The sequence below is a fragment of the Rhodoluna miladensis (SeqCode) genome, from assembly GCF_965234705.1.
Lineage (GTDB): Bacteria > Actinomycetota > Actinomycetes > Actinomycetales > Microbacteriaceae > Rhodoluna > Rhodoluna miladensis.
Window position 1 is genome coordinate 525,898 of the sequence record NZ_OZ248465.1, and the last position, 20,565, is coordinate 546,462.

A 20,565-nucleotide genomic window follows, 5' to 3' on the forward strand; every position below is an offset into this window, starting at 1 on the left:
ATTAGGCCCTTTTGGGCTGTTATCGAAACTTTATTCTAAATTTGGCCCAATATCAAACACATTTTCGAAAATTTTGCCAAATAGTTGACAAAATGTCGGTGGTTCCTTGTAATCTTGTTCTAAGTAGAACACTTGTTCGAACAACTCAAGGAAAGGCTCCAAATGACCTCGATGACAGCTCAAGCAGTCCAGTTCCACCCAATGAGCCCTAGGCGCCGCGCCAGGCTGGCCCGCACCCTATTTGTGATCAGCGCCTCGGCTCTGATGCTGGCCGGCATGGTGTTCAACCAAAGCGCCGTTGCCACCGACGAGACCGTAATCGGCTCGAACGCCTTCAACTACGTTTCAGTGATGCCCGGAGACACACTCTGGGAGCTTGCCAAGACATACTCTGATGGAAAATCACAGCAGGACTGGATCGCGGAAGTGATTTTGCTGAACAACTTATCTAGTGCAACTCTTTCGACCGGGGACAAACTAGCTCTCCCATAACTTCCAGTTGATGCTTTTTTGTTAGCCACTAATCTTGAGTAATGGCTAGCCTAGAAGATCTTCCAATCCGCGATGACCTACGCGGTAGAAAGCCATATGGCGCCCCGCAGCTAAATGTTCCAGTTGCGTTGAATGTAAATGAAAACACTCACCAGATTCCAGAAGAGGTGGCAATTGACGTCGTGGCGGCAATAGCAGCCGCTCTAATAGACATAAATCGATATCCAGATCGAGAGTTTACGAAGCTTCGAACAGCGCTCGCCACATATCTTGGCGATGGCATGAAAGAAGCAAACCTCTGGGCAGCTAATGGCTCTAATGAAGTGCTGCTTCAAATCTTCCAGGCCTTTGGTGGACCAAACCGAAAGGCCCTAGGATTCGGACCTACCTACTCCATGTATTCCCTTTTGGCGCTGACAACTGGAACTAAATACGTCGATGCACCTAGGGGCGAGAAATTCGAACTTAGCTCAGAGCTAGTTGTTGAGGAAATTGCGAAACACCAGCCCTCGATTGTCTTGCTTTGCTCGCCCAATAACCCAACTGGTACCCCGCTTAGCCTCAGCGTTATTGAGGCGGCTTACGATGCAACCGAGGGAATCATTGTTGTTGATGAGGCCTATGCCGAATTTGGCAGCGGTGAGTCAGCAATCAGTCTTCTTGAAGGCCGACCTCGTCTTCTGATTAGCCGCACCATGAGTAAGGCCTTTGCCTTTGCCGGGGCGCGCCTAGGATACTTAGCCGCCGACCCCGGCGCCATAGACGCTCTTCGCCTGGTTCGATTGCCCTATCACCTCTCGGCTTTCACTCAGGCGGCTGCAACTGCAGCACTGAGGCACTCGGCGCTGATGCTCAAAACCGTGGAGGACATTCGTTATCAAAGAGACCGCATGAGCCTAGAGCTGGCGGAGCTGGGGTTTGAAGTGTTTCGTTCCGAAGCAAACTTCTTATTGTTTAGTGGGCTGAACGATTCCGCGGAGGCTTTTGAGCAACTTCTAGAGCAAGGAGTGCTGGTTCGAAACGTAGGAATCCCTCACACACTTCGGGTCACGGCAGGAACTGAAGCCGAGACCACAAAGTTCTTGGCAGGTGCCAAAAAATTGGTCAAACTGTAGACTTGGGTAAATCCCAAACAAAGCCAAGGAGAGTGTCGTGAGTCGAATTGCCCAGCTTGAAAGACGCACCAGCGAGTCTTCAATCACGCTGTCTTTGGACCTGGATGGAACCGGTAGGTCAGATGTTTCTACAACCGTCCCATTTTTCGATCACTTGCTCACTGCTTTTTCCAAGCACTCCTTGATTGACTTAGTTATTCGATCTACCGGTGACACTCACATCGATATTCACCACACCGTGGAGGACACCGCGATTGTTTTAGGTCAAGCAATCAAGCAAGCGCTGGGCGACAAATCTGGCATTTCTCGCTTTGGAGATGCCACCGTTCCCCTTGACGAGGCCTTGGCTCGAGCCGTTGTTGATGTTTCGGGAAGAGCATTCTTAGTGCACGATGGCGAACCTGCAGGATTTGAGTTTCACCTAATCGGAGGCCACTTCACTGGTTCAATGATCAGGCACGTATTTGAGGCCATTGCCACTAACGCTGGTATTACCCTGCACGTAAATGTACTTGCTGGACGCGATCCTCACCACATTGCGGAAGCTCAGTTCAAAGCTTTCGCCCGAGCCATGCGTTTGGCTGTTGCCAAGGATTCTCGAGTTGAGGGCGTGCCCTCAACCAAGGGAGCTCTGTGAGTGCTCGCGTAGTCGTTCTTGACTATGGCATCGGAAATGTTCACTCGGCAGTAAAGGCACTCGAGTATGCGGGAGCCGAAGTTGAACTAACTTCGGATCCATCCAAAGTGCACTCCGCCGATGGGCTGGTGGTTCCAGGAGTTGGGGCCTTTGCAGCGGTTATGAAGGCGCTAATAAAAGTCAAAGCTCCAGAGCTAATCGATAAGCGATTGGCTGGGGGCAAGCCGGTACTTGGGATTTGCGTTGGTTTACAGGTGATGTTTGAAAAAGGCCTTGAACATGAGGTTGAGACCGAAGGGCTTAGTCAGTGGCCAGGGGTAGTTGCAAAGTTGGATTCACCAAAACTTCCACACATGGGCTGGAACAACGTAGCCGCGCCGGCTGATTCCAAGTTGTTCGAGGGAGTAGCAGATCAACTCTTTTATTTCGTTCACTCTTATGCAGCCAAGGAGTTCACTTTGCAGGTGGACCCGCCATTTATCGCTCCAGTGGTTAGCTTTGCTGAGTATGGCGAGAAATTCATAGCTGCAGTTGAGAACGGTCCACTGAGCGGCGTTCAGTTCCACCCAGAAAAATCAGGTGAAGCCGGGATTACGCTTTTAAGGAATTGGCTTGCGACACTCTAGAAAGGCAACGAAGTGTCAGAATACCTAGAACTTCTTCCAGCGGTTGATGTTGCCGATGGCAAAGCTGTTCGGCTTACCCAGGGTGAAGCTGGGTCCGAAACTGATTACGGATCACCTCTTGAAGCAGCTCAAACCTGGATTGATGCGGGAGCGGAATGGATTCACCTGGTTGATCTAGATGCAGCTTTTGGTCGCGGTGACAACAGAAAAGTGATTCAGGAAGTTGTCGATGCCTGCGTTGGTATAAAGATTGAACTATCCGGAGGAATCCGCGACGATGCATCTCTCGAGGCGGCCCTATCGGCAGGCGCAACCAGGGTGAACCTCGGAACTGCCGCACTTGAGAATCCTGAGTGGACCGAGAAAGTAATTGCTCGCTTCGGTGATCAAATCGCAGTTGGGTTAGATGTTCGAGGAACCACATTGGCTGCCAGGGGCTGGACAAAAGAAGGCGGCGAGCTTTTCGATGTTTTGGAAAGACTAGAGCAAGCCGGTTGCGCCAGATACGTCGTGACGGATGTCACTAAGGATGGAACTTTGAAGGGGCCAAACCTAGAGCTCCTTCGTCAAGTAATGGAAAAAACCGACAAACCGGTTGTTGCCAGCGGAGGGATTTCTACTCTCGAAGATATATCCGCTCTAAGGCAATTGGTTCCTCTTGGTCTTGAGGGAGCAATTTTAGGTAAGGCGCTTTACGCCAAGCGTTTTAGCTTGGAGCAGGCTCTGGAGTTTGCGAGTAAGTGAACGAGCACATCAACCCCAATCGATTCACCGATTCTGCTGGAACACCTTGGGAAGGTCGAAGCTTCGATTCAAACTCATTTGCAGACGATGACGGTACGGCTCCACCAAAACTAATTGAGGTTATCACGGCGTTTCGAGCCGGTGAGGTTGGTGCAGAAGAAGTTGTTGATCAGATTCGAGTTTCAAGACTTCTAGTCCCGCTTCTTGCAAATCTTGGCGAGTCTGAAACGGGCGCGCACGGTCAAAAGGTTGATAAGAGTGCAGAACTTTCAATAGTCACAGTCAAATCTCCCGACGATCAGGACTCTTTGGTTGTCTTCTCCTCAGTTGAGGCCATGAGTCGCTGGAACAAAGCTTCTAGGCCTGTTCCCACCGACGCAATTCGAATCGCTCTAGCTGCGGCTTCTCAGATGAGCACCCGAATAGTGCTTGATCCAGGTAGCGGCACTGAGTTCGTGGTTAGGCGCCCGGCAATAGCAAAAATTGCTCAGTCGCTACCTTGGTTACCACCTGAGCGCAATGAAGCAGTGCTGAAGGTGCTGCAGGATTCAATTGCGGGTGAGCCTTTAGTTTTGAAGATTGAGGCCTCGACGGCAGATCCACAGTCCAGGCTTTTGGGGTCAGAGCTGCAGGTCTTACTTCAGCTTGAGCCCAAGGCCGAGCCTGCTGTAGTTAGGGAGCTAATCGACCGTATAAGTAGTATCTGGTCTGAATCTGAAGACTTTGCCTTGTCGGTAGATTCGGTAGCAATAAAGCTACGAAGTTAGTTGACTGGACCGGTGTATTTCTCGCCGGGGCCTTGGCCAGGAGCGTCCTTTATGACGCTGGCTTCCCGAAAGGCAAGCTGAACTTGGCGGAGGGCATCGCGAAGCGGTCTGGCGTGGTGATCACCTAGGTCTGGGGCCGCAGCAACAATCAATCCGGCCACGGCGGTTATCAGCTTTCGGGCTTCATCGAGGTCGCCTTTTCGTCCATCGGCAGCCAGTCCACACTGAACGGCAGCAACGCTCAGAAGGTCCACCGCGTAGCGGCCTATGACCTCAACGGCTGGCAAGTCTGAGATCTCGGTGATCTGGTCTTGAATCTTGTCGTATTCGGACAACTATTCTCCTTTGGTGGCTTTGATGCTAGGCTATCTCATGGCTCCGAGGTCTTATGGTCTCGGTCAGAAGTGGATTAGTTTCCCACCCGCGTCCACCGCATTTATAGGTTGCCGGGTAAAGCTTTTTTCGCATCTGCATTTCCCTGTGCGCTTTTAGCGTGCCTGGTGTGGCCAAAGGCACATCGATAAGGAGAACCAGATCAGCGATCCCCGCATCAATGACCGTATCCGTGTCCCAGAGGTTCGCCTCGTTGGAGCATTGGGTGAACAGGTTGGAGTTGTAAAAATCGAGGATGCTTTGCGCATGGCGCAAGAGGCAGACTTGGACCTCGTAGAGGTTTCACCACAATCCAGCCCTCCGGTTGCGAAGCTAATGGATTTCGGCAAGTTCAAATACGAAGCTGCCCAGAAAATTCGTGAAGCTCGCAAGAACCAGGTGAACACTGTTCTAAAGACAGTCCGCTTCGGTTTGAAAATCGACGGTCATGATTACGGCACTAAGAAAGCTCAGATCGAGAAGTTTCTGAAAGCCGGCGACAAGGTGAAGGTGATGGTGGTATTCCGAGGAAGAGAGCAATCTCGTCCGGAGATGGGTATCAAGTTGCTGCAGAAGTTGGCTGAAGAGGTGGCCGAGTTTGGCGCCGTTGAATCGACACCGTCGATCGACGGCCGAAACATGGTCATGGTCATTGGTCCACTTAGAAACAAAGCTGAAGTGAAAACTGATGCAAAGAAAGCTGCGGATAAGGCTGCAAAAGCTGAAGCCAAAGCTGAAACCACCGAAGTAGTAGTCGAAGAGGCTGCCATAGAAACAGGAGAGAAGTAAATGCCAAAACAGAAGACCCATTCGGGTGCCAAGAAGCGTTTCCGCTTCACAGGTAGTGGCAAGCTCATGAAGCAGCAGATCAACATGCGCCACAACCTAGAGCACATGTCATCTAGACGTAAGCGTCGCTTGAACGCTGACCAGGTAGTTTCAGCTGCCGATTTTAAGACCATCAAGAAGCAGCTCGGCAAGTAACCCGATCGATTTTAGGAGTATAGAAAAATGGCAAGAGTAAAAGGCGCAGTCAACTCGCTGAAGAAGCGTCGCGTTGTACTAGAGCGCGCAAAGGGATACCGCGGACAGCGCTCCCGTCTATACCGCATGGCAAAGCAGCAGATGCTGCACTCACTTGTCTATGCATTCAACGACCGCAGAGCTCGCAAGGGTGACTTCCGCAGACTGTGGATCCAGCGCATCAACGCTGCATCTCGTGCAAACGGAATGACATACAACCGTTTCATTCAGGGACTTGGTCTTGCAGGCGTTCAGGTTGACCGCAGAATTTTGTCTGACCTAGCAGTAAACGAGCCAGCGACTTTCGCGTCATTGGTTGCAACTGCAAAGGCAGCGCTGCCTAAGGACACTTCAGCACCTAAGGCGAGCTAACAAAAGTGATTCAAGATCCCTCCCAAGCGGAAATAAAAGGGGTCGCAAAGCTCACCAAGAAAGAGGCCCGGTCAGAGACCGGGCTCTTTCTGCTTGAGGGACCACAAGGGCTGAAAGAAGCCCTTGAGCGACCAAAGCTAATTGAGAAGCTGTTTGCGACTGAAGGCTTTGAAGAAAAATTCTCAGAGTTGATTTCGCGCGCTCGTGAGTCCCGGGTAAGCGTGAACATTGTTTCTGAAGGCGTTCTCAAGGAACTAAGCGACACCACAACTCCTCAAGGCGTAGTCGCTGTTTGCCAGCAGTTCCACGTCTCAATTGAAGACGTGCTTTTGTCAAAACCGAAGCTGGTTGCATTCCTGGCACAAATTCGTGACCCGGGAAATGCTGGCACAGTACTTCGTGCAGCCGACGCTGCTGGTGCGGATGCGGTTATCTTTAGCAAGGCCAGCGTGGATATCTACAACCCAAAGGTTGTTAGATCAACCACCGGTTCGATGTTCCACCTGCCATTCATTATTGATGCAGATATCCCATCCTCACTCGAGAAGTTCAAGCAAGCGGGGCTTGCTGTTCTAGGAGCTGACGTGGCTGGGGCATCACTTGCCACCATCGATTCGACTGAATTAGCGAAGCCCACTCTTTGGCTGTTTGGCAACGAAGCATGGGGTCTGGAGCCAGAAGTATCAGCCCTGGCTGACAAGTTGGTTCAGGTCCCCATCTTCGGAGCTGCTGAATCTTTGAATTTGGCAACCGCTGCCAGCGTTTGCATGTACGCGTCAGCCTTCGCCCAGAACAGCTAATCGGTAAACTTTAGAACTATGTCCAACTCCGAGGGTATTTCTCAAGCAGAGGTCAACAAGGCCATTGAGACTGCCCTGGCGGAGATAACCAAAGCCGGCTCTATCGCTGAGCTCAAAAAAGCAAAAAGCTCCATTCTTGGTGAGGGTTCTGCACTGGCAGGCTTCAGCGCAAAGCTTGGAAAGCTAGCCGCGGATCAAAAGGCTGAAGCCGGAAAGATTGTTGGCTCCGCAAGGGCAAAAGTCACCGAAGCATTTGAGGCTCGAGAGAGCGAACTTTCAGCCGCAGAAGAAGCCAAGCTTCTTGAGAAAGAAGCTATCGACATCACTGCTTTGGGCAGAATTGCTCGAACCGGCTCTCGTCACCCGCTGAGTCTGCTTCAGGAAAAGATTTCCGATGTGTTTGTTGGAATGGGTTGGGAAATTGCCGAGGGGCCAGAAGTTGAAAGCGAGTGGTTCAACTTCGATGCTTTGAACTTTGATGCCGACCACCCAGCTCGAGCCATGCAGGACACCTTCTTCGTTGAGCCAACTGAGCAGAAGCTGGTTCTTAGAACGCACACTTCCCCTGTTCAGGTCCGATCAATGCTTGATAGAGAAGTGCCAATTTATGTTTTGTGCCCTGGACGAGTGTTTCGAACTGATGAGTTGGATGCCACTCACACTCCAGTTTTTCACCAGGTAGAAGGGCTTGCCATCGACAAGGGTCTGAGCATGGCAAACCTTCGTGGAACTCTTGAACACTTTGCTCGCATCATGTTTGGCGAAGAAGCCAAGATTCGTCTGCGTCCATCATTTTTTCCATTCACCGAACCTTCAGCTGAGCTAGATGTTTGGCATCCCGGTGCCAAAGGCGGCGCGCGATGGGTTGAATGGGGCGGTTGCGGAATGGTGAACCCAAACGTTTTACGCGCCAGTGGTATTGATCCTGAGGTTTATGCCGGATTCGCATTTGGAATGGGTATCGAGCGCACTTTGATGTTTAGAAACGAAGTGACTGACATGCACGACATGGTCGAAGGCGATGTACGTTTTAGTCAGCAGTTTGGAATGGTGCTCTAGATGAGAGTCCCACTCAGTTGGCTTGGTGAATATGTTGATCTTCCTTCGGATGCAACCCCTGAATCTGTTATGGATCAACTTGTTCGTGTTGGTTTTGAAGAAGAGGCTGTTCACAGCTTTGATTTGAAAGGACCGCTAGTTGTTGGACAGGTTCTGGAATTTGTGGCCGAACCGCAGGCAAATGGAAAAACCATTCGCTGGTGCCAGGTCCAAGTAGCACCCGATGGATCCAAAGCCGCTGATGGCGGAGCATCGGTTCGAGGAATTGTCTGCGGAGCGGCGAATTTTGAAGTTGGTGACAAAGTTGTTGTTAGCTTGCCAGGAGCTGTGCTACCTGGAAACTTTGTGATTTCTGCTCGTTCAACTTACGGTCACACCAGCGACGGAATGATCGCTTCTGGCCGCGAGCTTAATCTTTCCGACGATCACGATGGCATTTTGCGCCTGGCTTCAATAGGACTGGATCCAAAAGTCGGTACCGACGCCATTGAACTTCTAGGTCTGTTTGACAGTGCGGCGGAAATAAACGTTCTTCCAGACCGCGGCTACTGCCTCTCAATCCGAGGTGTTGCTAGAGAGTATTCACACGCAACCGGAGTCAAGTTCCGCGATCCAGCTCAGAACGCTAAGCCGGTTAAGGCGGAAGGTTTTGGTCTAGTAATTCAGGACTCTGCTCCAATTCGTGGACGCAAGACTTCCCAGAGTTTCGTGCTTAGAACTGTGACAGGAATTGACGCTTCCAAGCCGACTCCAACCTGGATGCGCGCCAGACTAAAGCTTGCCGGTATGCGCTCAATTTCTCTAGCGGTAGATATCACTAACTACGTGATGCTTGAACTAGGTCAACCGGTGCACGCATATGATCTTGACAAGATCAAAGGCGGCCTAACCATTCGTCGTGCAAAAAAGAGTGAGACGCTAAAGACTCTCGATGGCCAAGAGCGAAAACTCAGTGAGGAAGACCTGCTTATCACCGACGAATCCGGACCAATTGGTTTGGCCGGAGTTATGGGTGGCTTCACTACTGAAGTGTCGGAAACCACCAAGAATGTCTTGATTGAAACTGCTCACTTCGATGGTATTTCTGTAGCCAGAACTGCAAGAAGGCACAAGCTTTTCTCGGAGGCCTCAAAGCGCTACGAACGCGGCGTTGACCCACGAATTGGTGAACTCGCTTCAGCGAGAGTGATTCAGCTATTGGAACTTCACGCAGGTGGAAAAGCTGGCACCCTGGGGGCAACATTCTCGGATTTTGAACCGGCCAAGGAGATTTTGCTGCCGAACGGATTTGCCAGCGAGTTGATGGGTGTTGATTACAGCCAGCAGGAAATTGACAAAGTACTTCGTGACATCGGAGCCGAAGTCGGCGCCGACAAGGCGGGACTAAAGGTAGTTGCACCTAGCTGGAGACCGGATCTTCTGCACAAGACAGACTTAGTTGAAGAAATTGCTCGAATCACCGGTTATGACCGAATTCCTTCATTGTTGCCAGTAGCGCCACCGGGACGAGGTTTAACCAGGGAGCAGAACTTTAGAGCTTCTGCTCTAAATTCACTTGCAGCAGCCGGTTGCACTGAAATTCTGAGCTACCCATTTGTATCAGCCGACTCAAACAATCTCTTTGCCGATGCATCCAAAGCCGTGGCCCTTGCAAACCCGATTCAAGAAGAAGCTGGATCACTCCGGATGTCCCTTATTCCTGGACTTATTGATACCGCTCGCAGAAACCTTTCACGCGGTCTTACTGACTTGGCAATTGTTGAACACGGCTCAGTGTTTGTTTCGTCCAGCTCCAAGCCACCAGTTTTTCCCGATACCAGCGCAAGACCTACTGCAGAGGAAATTGCAAATCTTGAAAAGGGAATTCCGAATCAACCGAAGCATCTTGCCGGTTTGTTTCTAGGTTCGAGACTTAGTTCTCAGCCTGGAGCTAAGTCAGTCACCGCAGGAGTCGAAGATGCTCTTGAGGCAGCGCGAGTGGTTGGCTCAGCTGTCGGAGTTGAACTAGCTGTTCGCCAGGCCAAGCCTAAAGGTCTACATTCAGGACGCTCAGCTGAACTGATGGTTGGGACAGTTGTAGTTGGCGTGGTCGGGGAGTTGAATCCTTCAATTAGCAAATCCCACGATCTTCCTAGAACAGTTGGGGTTTTTGAAATCAACCTAGACGCCTTGTTTGCTGTTGCTCCTGCATCTGTGTCCGCAAGACCGATTGGAACTTTGCCAGCTGCTACGCAGGATCTTTCCCTAGTTGTAAAAATCGAAACTCCAGCAGCTGACGTTTTGGCTGCTGTTCGAGAAGGAGCCGGTGAACTGCTCGAGGAAATCTCGTTGACCGATGATTACCGAGGTTCAAATGTTCCTGAGGGTTCGAAATCCCTAACTTTCGCACTTAGATTCCGAGCGATGGATCGAACCTTGACTCAGGCGGAGGCGAGCGAAGCTCGCGATGCTGGAGTTGCAATAGCAAAACAAAGATTTAACGCAGAAATTCGTTCCTAAACCAATCAGCCGAAGGGAGTCCGAGATGGCTTTGACTGTTGCGATCGCCGGAGCCAGCGGATACGTTGGCGGCGAGCTGATGCGCCTGGTGGCAAAACACCCCGAGTTGGAACTGAAAACCGTGACGGCTAACAGCAACGTTGGACAAAGCGTCTCATCCTTGCATCCTGATAACTCGGATCACGCGGATCTAGTCTTTGTTGAAACCAATGCAACCAACTTGCAAGGACACGACGTGGTGTTTCTTGCCATGCCGCATTCCAAAAGCGCCGAGGTTGCTAGTTGGCTTGGAGATACCAAATTGATTCTCGACTGCGGTGCAGATTTTAGACTTGAGAATGCAAGCGATTGGGAAAAGTTCTACGGAACTAAGCACGCAGGAACCTGGAGCTATGGACTTCCCGAACTTACCCTTGCATCAGGTGGCAAACAGCGTGGTCGACTTAGGAATGTGAATCGAGTAGCCGTTCCAGGTTGCAACGTCACAGCAATTACTTTGGGGCTAGCACCTGCACTTACCGCAGGTTTAATTGAGCCGTCTGACATAGTTTCGATTCTCTCGGTTGGAACTTCAGGTGCCGGAAGAACGCCTATTGCCGAAAAGGTAAGTGAAGGCGAAGGATCATCCCATGCCTACGGCGTTGGGGGAGTTCACCGACACACCCCAGAAATTGAGCAGAACCTATCGAATGCTGCTGGCCAACCAGTAACTGTGTCATTTACTCCAGTACTGGTTCCTATGTTTCGTGGCATTCTTTCGGTAAACACCGCCAAGGCTAAACCCGGAACAACTCTGACCTCACTTCGTGAGGTTTACCTAGATGCCTATGGCGATGAGCAATTTATCCACGTTCTTGACGAAGGGGATTTTCCAAATACTGGAGAACTTGCCGGGTCAAACAACGCAACTATTGGTCTTTCGCTGGATGAACATTCTGGAAGAGTGGTTATCGTTTGTGCAATTGACAACCTAGTCAAGGGAACAGCTGGTGCAGCAATTCAATCTCTGAACCTTGCTCTTGGATTCGAAGAGAGTCTGGGCCTTTTGGGAATCGGGTTTAGCTCGTGAGCGTAACATTTGCAAGAGGTTTTTTAGCAGGCTCTGTCGCTGCAGGTTTGAAATCAAGTGGCAAGCTCGATGTCACTGTCATTCATAATTTAGGTCCCAAGGATGACGCGGCTGCGGTGTTTACCAGTAACCGAGCAAAGGCCAACCCGGTGCTTTGGTCCATGGAGGCCATAAAGGATGGTGCCTGCAGAGCAGTTGTTCTAAACAGTGGTGGGGCTAATTGCTACACCGGAGCCCAGGGATTTCAAACCACCCATAAATCAGCTGAGCTAGTTGCTGATGCACTTGATCTCTCCGCCCAAGATGTATTGGTTTGTTCAACAGGGCTTATTGGGGTTCAGCTTGATACCGACAAGCTTTACCCAGCAATTGCTTCAGCCTGCAAAGACCTGTCAGTAGACGGGGGAGCTGACGCCGCTAACGCGATAATGACAACCGATTCAGTGCCAAAACTTGCAACTGCCACCTCTAGTGCCGGATGGAAAATTGGTGGAATGGCAAAAGGAGCAGGGATGCTTGCTCCAGCACTTGCAACCATGCTGGTAGTTATCACTACCGATGCCGAGGTCTCAAACATCGACGATCATCTTCGGGCTGCAACTTCTGTCTCCTTTGATCGACTCGATTCAGATGGCTGCACTTCAACTAATGACACAGTGATTCTGTTGTCTTCCGGGGCAAGTGGCATCAAGGCTGAGGCTGAAGATTTCCAAAGTTTACTGGTCGATGTCTGCATGGATTTGGCCAGACAGTTAATGAAGGACGCCGAAGGAGCAGCACACGAAATCGCTATTGAGGTTCACGGTGCCGCATCGGAAGCCGACGCTCTCGAGGTCGGAAGAGCAATCGCTAGAAACAATTTGTTCAAGACAGCCATCTATGGCAATGACCCGAATTGGGGAAGAATTCTTGCCGCAATCGGAACAACAGCGGCAGAGTATGACCCATACGATATTGACGTTGAGATAAACGGCGTTCGAGTTTCATCTAAGGGTGGCCCTGACCAGGACCGCTCATTGGTGAATCTAGCTTCGCGCGAAGTCTTTATTCGGATTGGCTTGAACGCTGGAGATCAAGGAGCAACAATTTTGACAAACGATTTGACCAAAGAATACGTAATCGAGAACAGCGAGTATTCCAGCTAATGAGCCAAAATCAGATTCAGGATGCAGCTCTCGCACGCATCAAAGCTGAAACACTCATCGAGTCTTTGCCTTGGCTCCAGGATTTTCATGGAAAAGTTGTCGTCATCAAATTCGGTGGCAATGCGATGGTGGACGAGCAACTAACCAAGGCATTTGCCGAAGACATGGCGTACCTGAGATTTGTCGGTATCAAACCTGTCGTTGTTCATGGTGGGGGACCGCAGATAACCGCAAGGCTTGCAGAACTTGGAATCGAAACTGAGTTTCGATCAGGCCTAAGGGTCACTTCCCCTGAGGTTATGAATGTTGTCAAGGATGTTTTGAGAAATCAGATTTCGGCGCAGTTGGCCAAGCTAGTTGAAAATGCGGGTGCAAAGACTCTAGTTTTGTCCGGAGAAGACTCCAACTTATTCAGGGCTGAGCAAACCACAACAGATAACGCCGGAAACCCACTTGATGTTGGTTTAGTGGGAGAGGTCACCCAAGTTAACCCCCGCATAGTTTTGGAAGCACTGGCTGCTGGGGTGGTGCCAATCGTGTCGACTGTTGCACCCGGATCTGATGGCTCGCTTCTGAACGTCAATGCAGATTTGGCAGCTGCTTCACTGGCTGTTGCGTTGGGAGCGGAAAAACTACTTCTTCTCACCGACGTCGCAGGGCTCTATAGCAATTGGCCTAACAAAGACTCTTTGATTTCCGAAATTCGCGTTGCTGAGCTGACTGAACTGCTTCCACAACTTGAATCGGGAATGATTCCGAAGATGCAGGCTTGCCTGAATGCTCTTGCTGGGGGAGTGCCCAGGGCTCACATTATCGACGGTCGTGCGCCTCACAGCATCTTGCTCGAAATCTTCACCTCCAGCGGTGTTGGCACCTTGGTGCTACCTTAGAAACTTCGAGAGGAGATTTGCTATGACCCGTCATTTTTTGCGTGATGATGACATTTCTCCCGAAGAGCAGTCTGAAATCCTGGATCTTGCTGTGCAACTCAAGGCCAGCCCTTACTCGGAAAAGACTTTTGCTGGACCAAAAACTGTTGCTCTAATTTTCGATAAGACCTCAACTCGAACAAGAGTTTCTTTCGCAGTTGGAGTTTCTGATCTCGGCGGATCACCTCTGATTATGGATTCTGGTTCAAGCCAGCTTGGGGTCAAGGAGTCGGTAGCCGATACCGCAAAGGTTCTAGAGCGACAGGTGGCCATGATTGTTTGGCGGACTTTTGCCCAAAGCGGTCTTGAACAGATGGCAGCCAATTCCAAGGTGCCGGTAATAAACAGCCTTAGCGATGATTTTCACCCCTGCCAATTGCTGGCGGATTTGATGACGCTTCGAGAACAGCTTGGTTCGCTCAAGGGCAAAGTACTTTCCTACATCGGTGATGCCTCAAACAATATGTGCCACTCGTACATGCTGGCTGGAGTGACCGCTGGCATGAAGATCCGGATAGCTGGGCCAGCTGGCTATCAGCCAAATCCGAAGATCTATCGCAGAGCTGAAGAGATCGCTCTTCAAACTGGCGGATCAATCGATGTTTACACCGACCCAAAGCACGCACTTATCGATAGCGATGTGGTTGCCACCGACACCTGGGTATCGATGGGTCAAGAAGCTGAGAAAGAGCAAAAGCTAAAGGACTTTGCCGGGTTCACTCTCGATAGTGAACTGATGAGCATCGCAAAGCCTGAGGCCATCGTTTTACACTGCCTTCCTGCCTACCGGGGCTTTGAAATAGCAGCGGATGTTCTGGATGGGCCGCAGTCGGTTGTATGGGATCAGGCCGAAAACCGCCTGCATGCCCAAAAAGCCCTTATGGTTTGGCTGGCCGCACGCTCAAAAGCCTAAGATTGAACTAATCTCGAGCCTTTTCGGGTCTGATTTTTGAAGTAGTAGGAGACAAATGGCCCAGCGCGTTGTTTTGGCATATTCCGGTGGTCTTGACACCTCTGTTGGTATCGGCTGGTTGAAAGACGCCACCGGTAAAGAGGTAGTTGCCATGGCCATTGATGTTGGCCAAGGTGGCGAAGACATGGAGGTAATCAGACAGCGCGCTCTCGATTGCGGAGCTGTCGAGTCAGTAGTAATCGATGCCCAGTCAGAGTTTGCCGATGACTACATCATGCCTGCCCTAAAGGCCAATGCACTTTACCAAAAGCGCTACCCATTGGTTTCGGCTCTGTCTCGCCCACTTATTGCAAAGTACCTGGCAAAGACCGCTAAGGAACTAGGTGCAGACACAGTTGCCCACGGCTGCACAGGTAAAGGAAATGACCAAGTTCGTTTCGAAGCATCAGTGGCCGCGATTTCCCCGGAGCTTACTTCTATTGCGCCTATTCGTGACCTTGCGCTAACTCGTGACAAGGCTTTGGAATACGCTGCCGAGCACAATCTGCCGATTGCTCAATCGAAAAAGAGCCCATACTCAGTGGATCAGAACGTTTGGGGAAGAGCGGTCGAGACTGGATTCTTAGAAGACCCGTGGAACGCCCCAATTGAAGACCTTTATACCTACACCCAGGACCCAGATATTTTGAGGGAGCCAACCGAGCTCATCATCAAGTTCGACCAGGGAATTCCGGTTGCAATCGATGGAGTTTCTTACAGCGCCATCGAAATGGTCAAGAAGATGAACGAATTGGCAGGTGCCCATGGAGTTGGGCGCATCGACATCGTCGAAGATCGTCTAGTTGGAATCAAATCCCGTGAGATCTACGAAGCTCCAGCTGGAATTGCCTTGATTCAGGCCCACGAAGAGCTTGAGAACCTAACCCTTGAGCGTGATGTGAACAGGTTCAAGAAGGGTATTGAGGACAAGTGGGCAACTATGGTCTACGAAGGTCTTTGGTTCTCTGATTTGAAGCGCTCGCTAGATGTTTTCATCGACCACACCCAAAAGTATGTCTCAGGTGAAATTCGCCTGAAGCTTCGCGGAGGTAGGGCTGTTGTGACTGGCCGCAGGTCCGAGCAGAGCTTGTACGACTTCAACTTGGCCACCTACGACACCGGAGATAGCTTCGATTCGTCGCTAGCTAAGGGCTTTATCGAGCTTTGGGCTCTTCCAAGCAAGATTTCGGCGAGACGCTCACATGGCAAGTGAGGCCAAGCCCGGAGCGCTGTGGGGAAGTCGGTTCGCCTCTTCTGCGGCTGACTCTGTTGCAGCCCTAAGCAAGTCAACACATTTTGACTGGCGCTTGGCGCAGTACGATATCGCTGGTTCCAAGGCCCACGTCAAAGCCTTGTTTACCGCTGGATATCTGAGCAGCGATGAGGCCGAAAGACTCACAAAAGTTTTGGCTCAACTACTGGAGAGAGTCCAAGCTGGAAGCTTTGTTTCTAAAGACCAAGATGAGGATGTTCACTCGAGCCTCGAGCGCGGAATCATTGAAATTGCAGGCGCTGATCTAGGTGGAAAGCTTCGTGCGGGAAGATCCAGAAACGATCAAATAGCAACCCTGATTCGCTCGTACCTAATGGACGAAGCGGTAGTTATAGAGAACTTAGTTCGGGAACTAATCGAAGTCATAACTGATCGGGCTCAAGAGCACTTGGGGTCGGCAATTCCTGGCCGTACTCACATGCAGCACGCTCAGCCGGTGCTTCTTTCTCATCATCTTCTAGCGCACACCTGGCCACTGGTTCGCGATATAGAAAGACTGCGCGACTGGCGAGTTAGAGCCAATGTGTCGCCGTATGGAGCTGGCGCGCTAGCTGGTTCAAGCTTGGGGCTTGACCCAAATTTAGTCGCTAACGAATTGGGTTTTGCTGCAACAACACAGAATTCAATTGATGGGACTTCCGCAAGAGACATAGTTTCAGAATTCACTTTTGTAATGAGTCTGATTGGTATCAACCTGTCGAGATTTGCAGAAGAAATCATCATTTGGGCAACTGCTGAATTTGGATACATCAAACTCGACGATGCTTACTCAACCGGATCTTCGATCATGCCTCAAAAGAAAAACCCTGACGTTGCTGAGCTAGCGCGAGGAAAATCTGGCCGACTGATTGGAAACCTCACCGGCCTACTCGCAACACTAAAGGGACTTCCTCTTGCCTACAACCGCGATCTGCAAGAAGACAAAGAACCGGTGTTTGATTCCATCGATACACTCAAGCTTTTGCTTCCAGCATTTTCTGGAATGGTAGCAACAATGAAATTTGACTTGGACCGCTTAGAGCGTCTTGCACCGGCAGGATTCTCACTTGCAACTGATGTTGCAGAGTGGCTGGTGAAGCAGCAGGTTCCATTCCGCGAAGCACATGAGATTACCGGCTGGCTAGTTGCATACTGCGAAAAGAATTCGCTCGGTCTCCACGAAGTTCCAGACAGCGAGATGGCAAAGATCTCCAAGTCACTAACTCCTGAGGTCAGAGATGTTCTTTCAGTGTCCGGTTCAATCAAGTCTCGATCAGGTGCTGGGGGAACAGCCCTTCCTCGAGTTCTTGATCAAATTAGCGAACTTCGAAAGAATTGGATCACCAAGTAATGGTCATTTCAAATCAGTCAAACGACAAATCCTTCAAGGGTTTGTGGGAAGAGCTACAGTGGCGTGGGCTAGTTGCAATTTCTACCGACGAGGCTGAATTATCCAAGCAGTTGAATTCTGGAAAGCTTACTTACTACATTGGCTTTGACCCAACTGCGCCATCGCTTCACCTCGGAAACTTGGTGCAGCTACTAGTGATGAGAAGGTTGCAGCTGGCAGGTCACAACCCGATTGTTTTGATTGGTGGCTCAACAGGTTTGGTTGGCGACCCACGTCCAACTGCCGAGCGAGTGCTGAACACCAAAGAAACTGTTTCTGAGTGGGTTGAAAAACTCTCCAAGCAGGCATCCAGATTCCTTGATTTTTCTGGCAGCAACAAAGCTTCACTGGTTAATAACCTGGACTGGACAGCACCGCTTAGTGCCATAGATTTTCTTCGCGAGATTGGAAAGCACTTCCGAGTTGGCAAAATGCTTTCCAAGGAAGCGGTTAGTGCCAGATTGAATTCGGAGCATGGCATCAGCTACACAGAATTCAGCTACCAGATACTCCAGGGCTATGACTTTTTGGAATTGTTCCGCCGCCATAATTGCACCCTTCAGCTTGGGGGATCCGACCAGTGGGGAAACCTAACTTCCGGTTCTGATTTGATCCATAAAGTTGAAGGCAAGTCTGTTCACTTGATGGCAACACCTTTGATCACAAACTCCGATGGAAAGAAGTTTGGAAAAAGTGAAGGCAATGCTGTTTGGTTAGATGCCGAGCTAACAAGTGCTTACGCTTTTTATCAGTTCTGGTTGAACGTAGAAGATGCCGACGTGATAGATCGCCTAAAGGTTTTCACTTTTCTTTCCAAGTCCGAAATTGAAACCTTGGCGGAGCAGGTCAAAGTAGCTCCTCACCTGAGGGAGGCTCAGCGGGCCCTGGCCCTTGAAGTCACCAGCCTGGTTCACTCACCCGAGGCAGCTAACGGGGCCATTCAGGCCTCGAAGGCTCTGTTCGGCCAGGCGGAACTGACCGACCTTTCCGAGCAAGATCTACTTTCAGCCCTATCCGAGCTTCCGAACGTGAAGGCGGTCAAGGGTGCTTCAATTGCTCAGCTTTTGGTTGATACTGGCCTAGAGGCCAGTGTTTCCGCGGGTCGCAGGGCCATCAAAGAAGGCGGGGTCTACCTCAACAACGAGAAAGTGGTCGACGAGGCAGCCGTTTTTGAGCAAGTTTTGCCAGGCAATTTAGCGGTGCTTCGAAGGGGCAAAAAGACCCTGGCTGCCATCTATCTTTCCTGAAAAGAAATTGCCTTAAAGGGGCTAAAAACCCTTATTTGATTTGACATAGCGGGCCACAACAGCGTAATCTTGTGAAGTTGTCCAAAGCTTGAAATTCTGTCTAGAATTTCGGCTCAAGTGCACAAAACGCCACCTCCAAAAGTAGCTAGAAATCAAGGTTTCTAGTCGGTTTTGTAGTCGGCAAATTGGAAAAGCAGCTCCGGAGATCGAAAATAAAAAATCGATTCCCGGACGCATCCGATCCTTGAGAACTCAACAGCGTGCACAATGTCGATGCCAATAACATCTTGGCTTTATTTGGCTTGCCAAATAATGTCAAGAGAACAAATTGGATTAGACAGATTGTCAGACAATCTGATTTAGTCAGATCAAATTGATTGCCCCATTTTCCGGGGCATTCGTTCTAGTTTGCTTGAGGGCTTCGGTCCAAAAAGCTACTTAACTTTTACGGAGAGTTTGATCCTGGCTCAGGACGAACGCTGGCGGCGTGCTTAACACATGCAAGTCGAACGATGAAGCTGGAGCTTGCTCCAGTGGATTAGTGGCGAACGGGTGAGTAACACGTGAGCAATCTGCCCTTGACTCTGGGATAACTGCGGGAAACTGTAGCTAATACCGGATACGACACCTTGGGGCATCCCGAGGTGTGGAAAGAATTTCGGTCAAGGATGAGCTCGCGGCCTATCAGCTAGTTGGTGAGGTAATGGCTCACCAAGGCGACGACGGGTAGCCGGCCTGAGAGGGTGACCGGCCACACTGGAACTGAGATACGGTCCAGACTCCTACGGGAGGCAGCAGTGGGGAATATTGCACAATGGGCGCAAGCCTGATGCAGCAACGCCGCGTGAGGGATGAAGGCCTTCGGGTTGTAAACCTCTTTTAGCAGGGAAGAAGCGAAAGTGACGGTACCTGCAGAAAAAGCACCGGCTAACTACGTGCCAGCAGCCGCGGTAATACGTAGGGTGCAAGCGTTGTCCGGAATTATTGGGCGTAAAGAGCTCGTAGGCGGTTTGTCGCGTCTGCTGTGAAAATCCAAGGCTCAACCTTGGACCTGCAGTGGGTACGGGCAGACTAGAGTGCGGTAGGGGAGATGGGAATTCCTGGTGTAGCGGTGGAATGCGCAGATATCAGGAGGAACACCAATGGCGAAGGCACATCTCTGGGCCGTAACTGACGCTGAGGAGCGAAAGCGTGGGGAGCGAACAGGATTAGATACCCTGGTAGTCCACGCCGTAAACGGTGGGTGCTAGTTGTGGGCCACATTCCACGTGGTCCGTGACGAAGTTAACACATTAAGCACCCCGCCTGGGGAGTACGGTCGCAAGACTAAAACTCAAAGGAATTGACGGGGGCCCGCACAAGCGGCGGAGCATGCGGATTAATTCGATGCAACGCGAAGAACCTTACCAAGGCTTGACATATAGAGGAAACGTGCAGAAATGTACGCCCCGCAAGGTCTCTATACAGGTGGTGCATGGTTGTCGTCAGCTCGTGTCGTGAGATGTTGGGTTAAGTCCCGCAACGAGCGCAACCCTCGTCCTATGTTGCCAGCACGTAATGGTGGGAACTCATGGGAGACTGCCGGGGTCAACTCGGAGGAAGGTGGGGATGACGTCAAATCATCATGCCCCTTATGTCTTGGGCTTCACGCATGCTACAATGGCCAGTACAAAGGGCTGCAATACCGTAAGGTGGAGCGAATCCCAAAAAGCTGGTCTCAGTTCGGATTGAGGTCTGCAACTCGACCTCATGAAGTCGGAGTCGCTAGTAATCGCAGATCAGCAACGCTGCGGTGAATACGTTCCCGGGCCTTGTACACACCGCCCGTCAAGTCACGAAAGTCGGTAACACCCGAAGCCGGTGGCCTAACCGTAAGGAAGGAGCCGTCGAAGGTGGGATTGGTGATTGGGACTAAGTCGTAACAAGGTAGCCGTACCGGAAGGTGCGGCTGGATCACCTCCTTTCTAAGGAGCTTCTAGGAGAACTTCGGTTCTTCATAAGAGCCAGTATCGAAAACGAATGTTTTTCGGCTGGTTTGCTCATGGGTGGATCATCGCATTGTTAGCAGCCTAAAT

General features: G+C 50.7%; 20 protein-coding genes and 1 rRNA gene. 20 read left to right on the forward strand and 1 reads right to left on the reverse strand.

Annotation, left to right across the window (positions count from 1 at the left end; genetic code table 11):
* The first annotated feature begins 162 nt into the window (after positions 1-162).
* Genes AC8GDC_RS02620 through AC8GDC_RS02645 form a run of 6 tightly spaced genes read left to right on the forward strand, consistent with a single transcriptional unit; the run spans position 163 to position 4,381 of the window.
* On the forward strand, positions 163-492 hold the full coding sequence (locus tag AC8GDC_RS02620; protein WP_506558333.1) for a LysM peptidoglycan-binding domain-containing protein: 330 nt from the start codon (positions 163-165) through the stop codon (positions 490-492).
* A gap of 41 nt (positions 493-533) precedes the next feature.
* A complete protein-coding gene (locus AC8GDC_RS02625) occupies positions 534-1,607 on the forward strand; it encodes a histidinol-phosphate transaminase (RefSeq protein WP_506558334.1) in 1,074 nt (357 codons plus the stop codon).
* 37 nt (positions 1,608-1,644) lie between these two features.
* Positions 1,645-2,244 (forward strand): imidazoleglycerol-phosphate dehydratase HisB, encoded by a 600-nt coding sequence (hisB, locus tag AC8GDC_RS02630; RefSeq protein WP_506558335.1) that lies wholly within the window; start codon positions 1,645-1,647, stop codon positions 2,242-2,244.
* Positions 2,241-2,870 carry an imidazole glycerol phosphate synthase subunit HisH gene (hisH, locus tag AC8GDC_RS02635; protein ID WP_506558336.1) on the forward strand — a complete coding sequence of 210 codons (630 nt, stop codon included), beginning with the start codon at positions 2,241-2,243 and terminating at the stop codon, positions 2,868-2,870. The genes hisB and hisH overlap by 4 nt, the downstream gene beginning before the upstream one ends.
* Positions 2,871-2,882: 12 nt before the next feature.
* On the forward strand, positions 2,883-3,614 hold the full coding sequence (priA, locus tag AC8GDC_RS02640; protein WP_506558337.1) for a bifunctional 1-(5-phosphoribosyl)-5-((5-phosphoribosylamino)methylideneamino)imidazole-4-carboxamide isomerase/phosphoribosylanthranilate isomerase PriA: 732 nt from the start codon (positions 2,883-2,885) through the stop codon (positions 3,612-3,614).
* Positions 3,611-4,381, forward strand: coding sequence for an SseB family protein (locus AC8GDC_RS02645; protein WP_506558338.1), 771 nt, complete (start codon positions 3,611-3,613; stop codon positions 4,379-4,381). The genes priA and AC8GDC_RS02645 overlap by 4 nt, the downstream gene beginning before the upstream one ends.
* On the opposite strand, the gene AC8GDC_RS02650 is transcribed toward AC8GDC_RS02645, so the two are convergent.
* Complete coding sequence (locus tag AC8GDC_RS02650) at positions 4,378-4,716, reverse strand: DUF1844 domain-containing protein (protein WP_506558339.1); 339 nt, start codon at positions 4,714-4,716, stop codon at positions 4,378-4,380. The genes AC8GDC_RS02645 and AC8GDC_RS02650 overlap by 4 nt on opposite strands.
* A gap of 199 nt (positions 4,717-4,915) precedes the next feature.
* Here AC8GDC_RS02650 and infC point away from each other — a divergent pair, with 199 nt between their 5' ends.
* From infC to AC8GDC_RS02720, 14 genes are all read left to right on the forward strand, one after another.
* Positions 4,916-5,542, forward strand: coding sequence for a translation initiation factor IF-3 (gene infC, locus AC8GDC_RS02655; RefSeq protein ID WP_506558457.1), 627 nt, complete (start codon positions 4,916-4,918; stop codon positions 5,540-5,542).
* Positions 5,543-5,737, forward strand: a complete 195-nt coding sequence (gene rpmI / locus AC8GDC_RS02660) for a 50S ribosomal protein L35 (protein ID WP_506558340.1) — start codon at positions 5,543-5,545, stop codon at positions 5,735-5,737.
* A gap of 27 nt (positions 5,738-5,764) precedes the next feature.
* On the forward strand, positions 5,765-6,148 hold the full coding sequence (rplT, locus tag AC8GDC_RS02665; protein WP_506558341.1) for a 50S ribosomal protein L20: 384 nt from the start codon (positions 5,765-5,767) through the stop codon (positions 6,146-6,148).
* Between the two features lie 5 nt (positions 6,149-6,153).
* Positions 6,154-6,948: a TrmH family RNA methyltransferase gene (locus AC8GDC_RS02670; protein WP_506558342.1), complete on the forward strand. Its 795-nt coding sequence runs from the start codon at positions 6,154-6,156 to the stop codon at positions 6,946-6,948.
* A gap of 18 nt (positions 6,949-6,966) precedes the next feature.
* Positions 6,967-8,007 carry a phenylalanine--tRNA ligase subunit alpha gene (gene pheS, locus AC8GDC_RS02675; protein WP_506558343.1) on the forward strand — a complete coding sequence of 347 codons (1,041 nt, stop codon included), beginning with the start codon at positions 6,967-6,969 and terminating at the stop codon, positions 8,005-8,007.
* Positions 8,008-10,506 (forward strand): phenylalanine--tRNA ligase subunit beta, encoded by a 2,499-nt coding sequence (pheT, locus tag AC8GDC_RS02680; RefSeq protein ID WP_506558344.1) that lies wholly within the window; start codon positions 8,008-8,010, stop codon positions 10,504-10,506.
* A gap of 25 nt (positions 10,507-10,531) precedes the next feature.
* Positions 10,532-11,575 carry an N-acetyl-gamma-glutamyl-phosphate reductase gene (gene argC / locus AC8GDC_RS02685; protein WP_506558345.1) on the forward strand — a complete coding sequence of 348 codons (1,044 nt, stop codon included), beginning with the start codon at positions 10,532-10,534 and terminating at the stop codon, positions 11,573-11,575.
* Positions 11,572-12,720 carry a bifunctional glutamate N-acetyltransferase/amino-acid acetyltransferase ArgJ gene (argJ, locus tag AC8GDC_RS02690; RefSeq protein ID WP_506558346.1) on the forward strand — a complete coding sequence of 383 codons (1,149 nt, stop codon included), beginning with the start codon at positions 11,572-11,574 and terminating at the stop codon, positions 12,718-12,720. The genes argC and argJ overlap by 4 nt, the downstream gene beginning before the upstream one ends.
* Positions 12,720-13,610, forward strand: a complete 891-nt coding sequence (gene argB, locus AC8GDC_RS02695) for an acetylglutamate kinase (RefSeq protein WP_506558347.1) — start codon at positions 12,720-12,722, stop codon at positions 13,608-13,610. The genes argJ and argB overlap by 1 nt, the downstream gene beginning before the upstream one ends.
* Before the next feature lie 22 nt (positions 13,611-13,632).
* Positions 13,633-14,562 (forward strand): ornithine carbamoyltransferase, encoded by a 930-nt coding sequence (argF, locus tag AC8GDC_RS02700; RefSeq protein WP_506558348.1) that lies wholly within the window; start codon positions 13,633-13,635, stop codon positions 14,560-14,562.
* Positions 14,563-14,617: 55 nt separating this feature from the next.
* On the forward strand, positions 14,618-15,814 hold the full coding sequence (locus AC8GDC_RS02705; protein ID WP_506558349.1) for an argininosuccinate synthase: 1,197 nt from the start codon (positions 14,618-14,620) through the stop codon (positions 15,812-15,814).
* A complete protein-coding gene (gene argH / locus AC8GDC_RS02710) occupies positions 15,804-17,204 on the forward strand; it encodes an argininosuccinate lyase (RefSeq protein ID WP_506558350.1) in 1,401 nt (466 codons plus the stop codon). The genes AC8GDC_RS02705 and argH overlap by 11 nt, the downstream gene beginning before the upstream one ends.
* Entirely contained in the window at positions 17,204-18,490 is a 1,287-nt protein-coding gene (gene tyrS, locus AC8GDC_RS02715) for a tyrosine--tRNA ligase (RefSeq protein WP_506558351.1), read from the forward strand. The genes argH and tyrS overlap by 1 nt, the downstream gene beginning before the upstream one ends.
* Before the next feature lie 444 nt (positions 18,491-18,934).
* Positions 18,935-20,454 (forward strand): 16S ribosomal RNA (locus AC8GDC_RS02720).
* Positions 20,455-20,565: the final 111 nt, after the last annotated feature.

Bases quoted from the DNA above. Each gene is read 5' to 3' on its own strand.
- AC8GDC_RS02620 (WP_506558333.1), top strand. From the start codon at position 163: ATGACCTCGATGACAGCTCAAGCAGTCCAGTTCCACCCAATGAGCCCT.
- AC8GDC_RS02625 (WP_506558334.1), top strand. From the start codon at position 534: ATGGCTAGCCTAGAAGATCTTCCAATCCGCGATGACCTACGCGGTAGA.
- rpmI (WP_506558340.1), top strand. From the start codon at position 5,543: ATGCCAAAACAGAAGACCCATTCGGGTGCCAAGAAGCGTTTCCGCTTC.
- rplT (WP_506558341.1), top strand. From the start codon at position 5,765: ATGGCAAGAGTAAAAGGCGCAGTCAACTCGCTGAAGAAGCGTCGCGTT.
- pheS (WP_506558343.1), top strand. From the start codon at position 6,967: ATGTCCAACTCCGAGGGTATTTCTCAAGCAGAGGTCAACAAGGCCATT.
- pheT (WP_506558344.1), top strand. From the start codon at position 8,008: ATGAGAGTCCCACTCAGTTGGCTTGGTGAATATGTTGATCTTCCTTCG.
- argC (WP_506558345.1), top strand. From the start codon at position 10,532: ATGGCTTTGACTGTTGCGATCGCCGGAGCCAGCGGATACGTTGGCGGC.
- argB (WP_506558347.1), top strand. From the start codon at position 12,720: ATGAGCCAAAATCAGATTCAGGATGCAGCTCTCGCACGCATCAAAGCT.
- argF (WP_506558348.1), top strand. From the start codon at position 13,633: ATGACCCGTCATTTTTTGCGTGATGATGACATTTCTCCCGAAGAGCAG.
- AC8GDC_RS02705 (WP_506558349.1), top strand. From the start codon at position 14,618: ATGGCCCAGCGCGTTGTTTTGGCATATTCCGGTGGTCTTGACACCTCT.
- argH (WP_506558350.1), top strand. From the start codon at position 15,804: ATGGCAAGTGAGGCCAAGCCCGGAGCGCTGTGGGGAAGTCGGTTCGCC.
- tyrS (WP_506558351.1), top strand. From the start codon at position 17,204: ATGGTCATTTCAAATCAGTCAAACGACAAATCCTTCAAGGGTTTGTGG.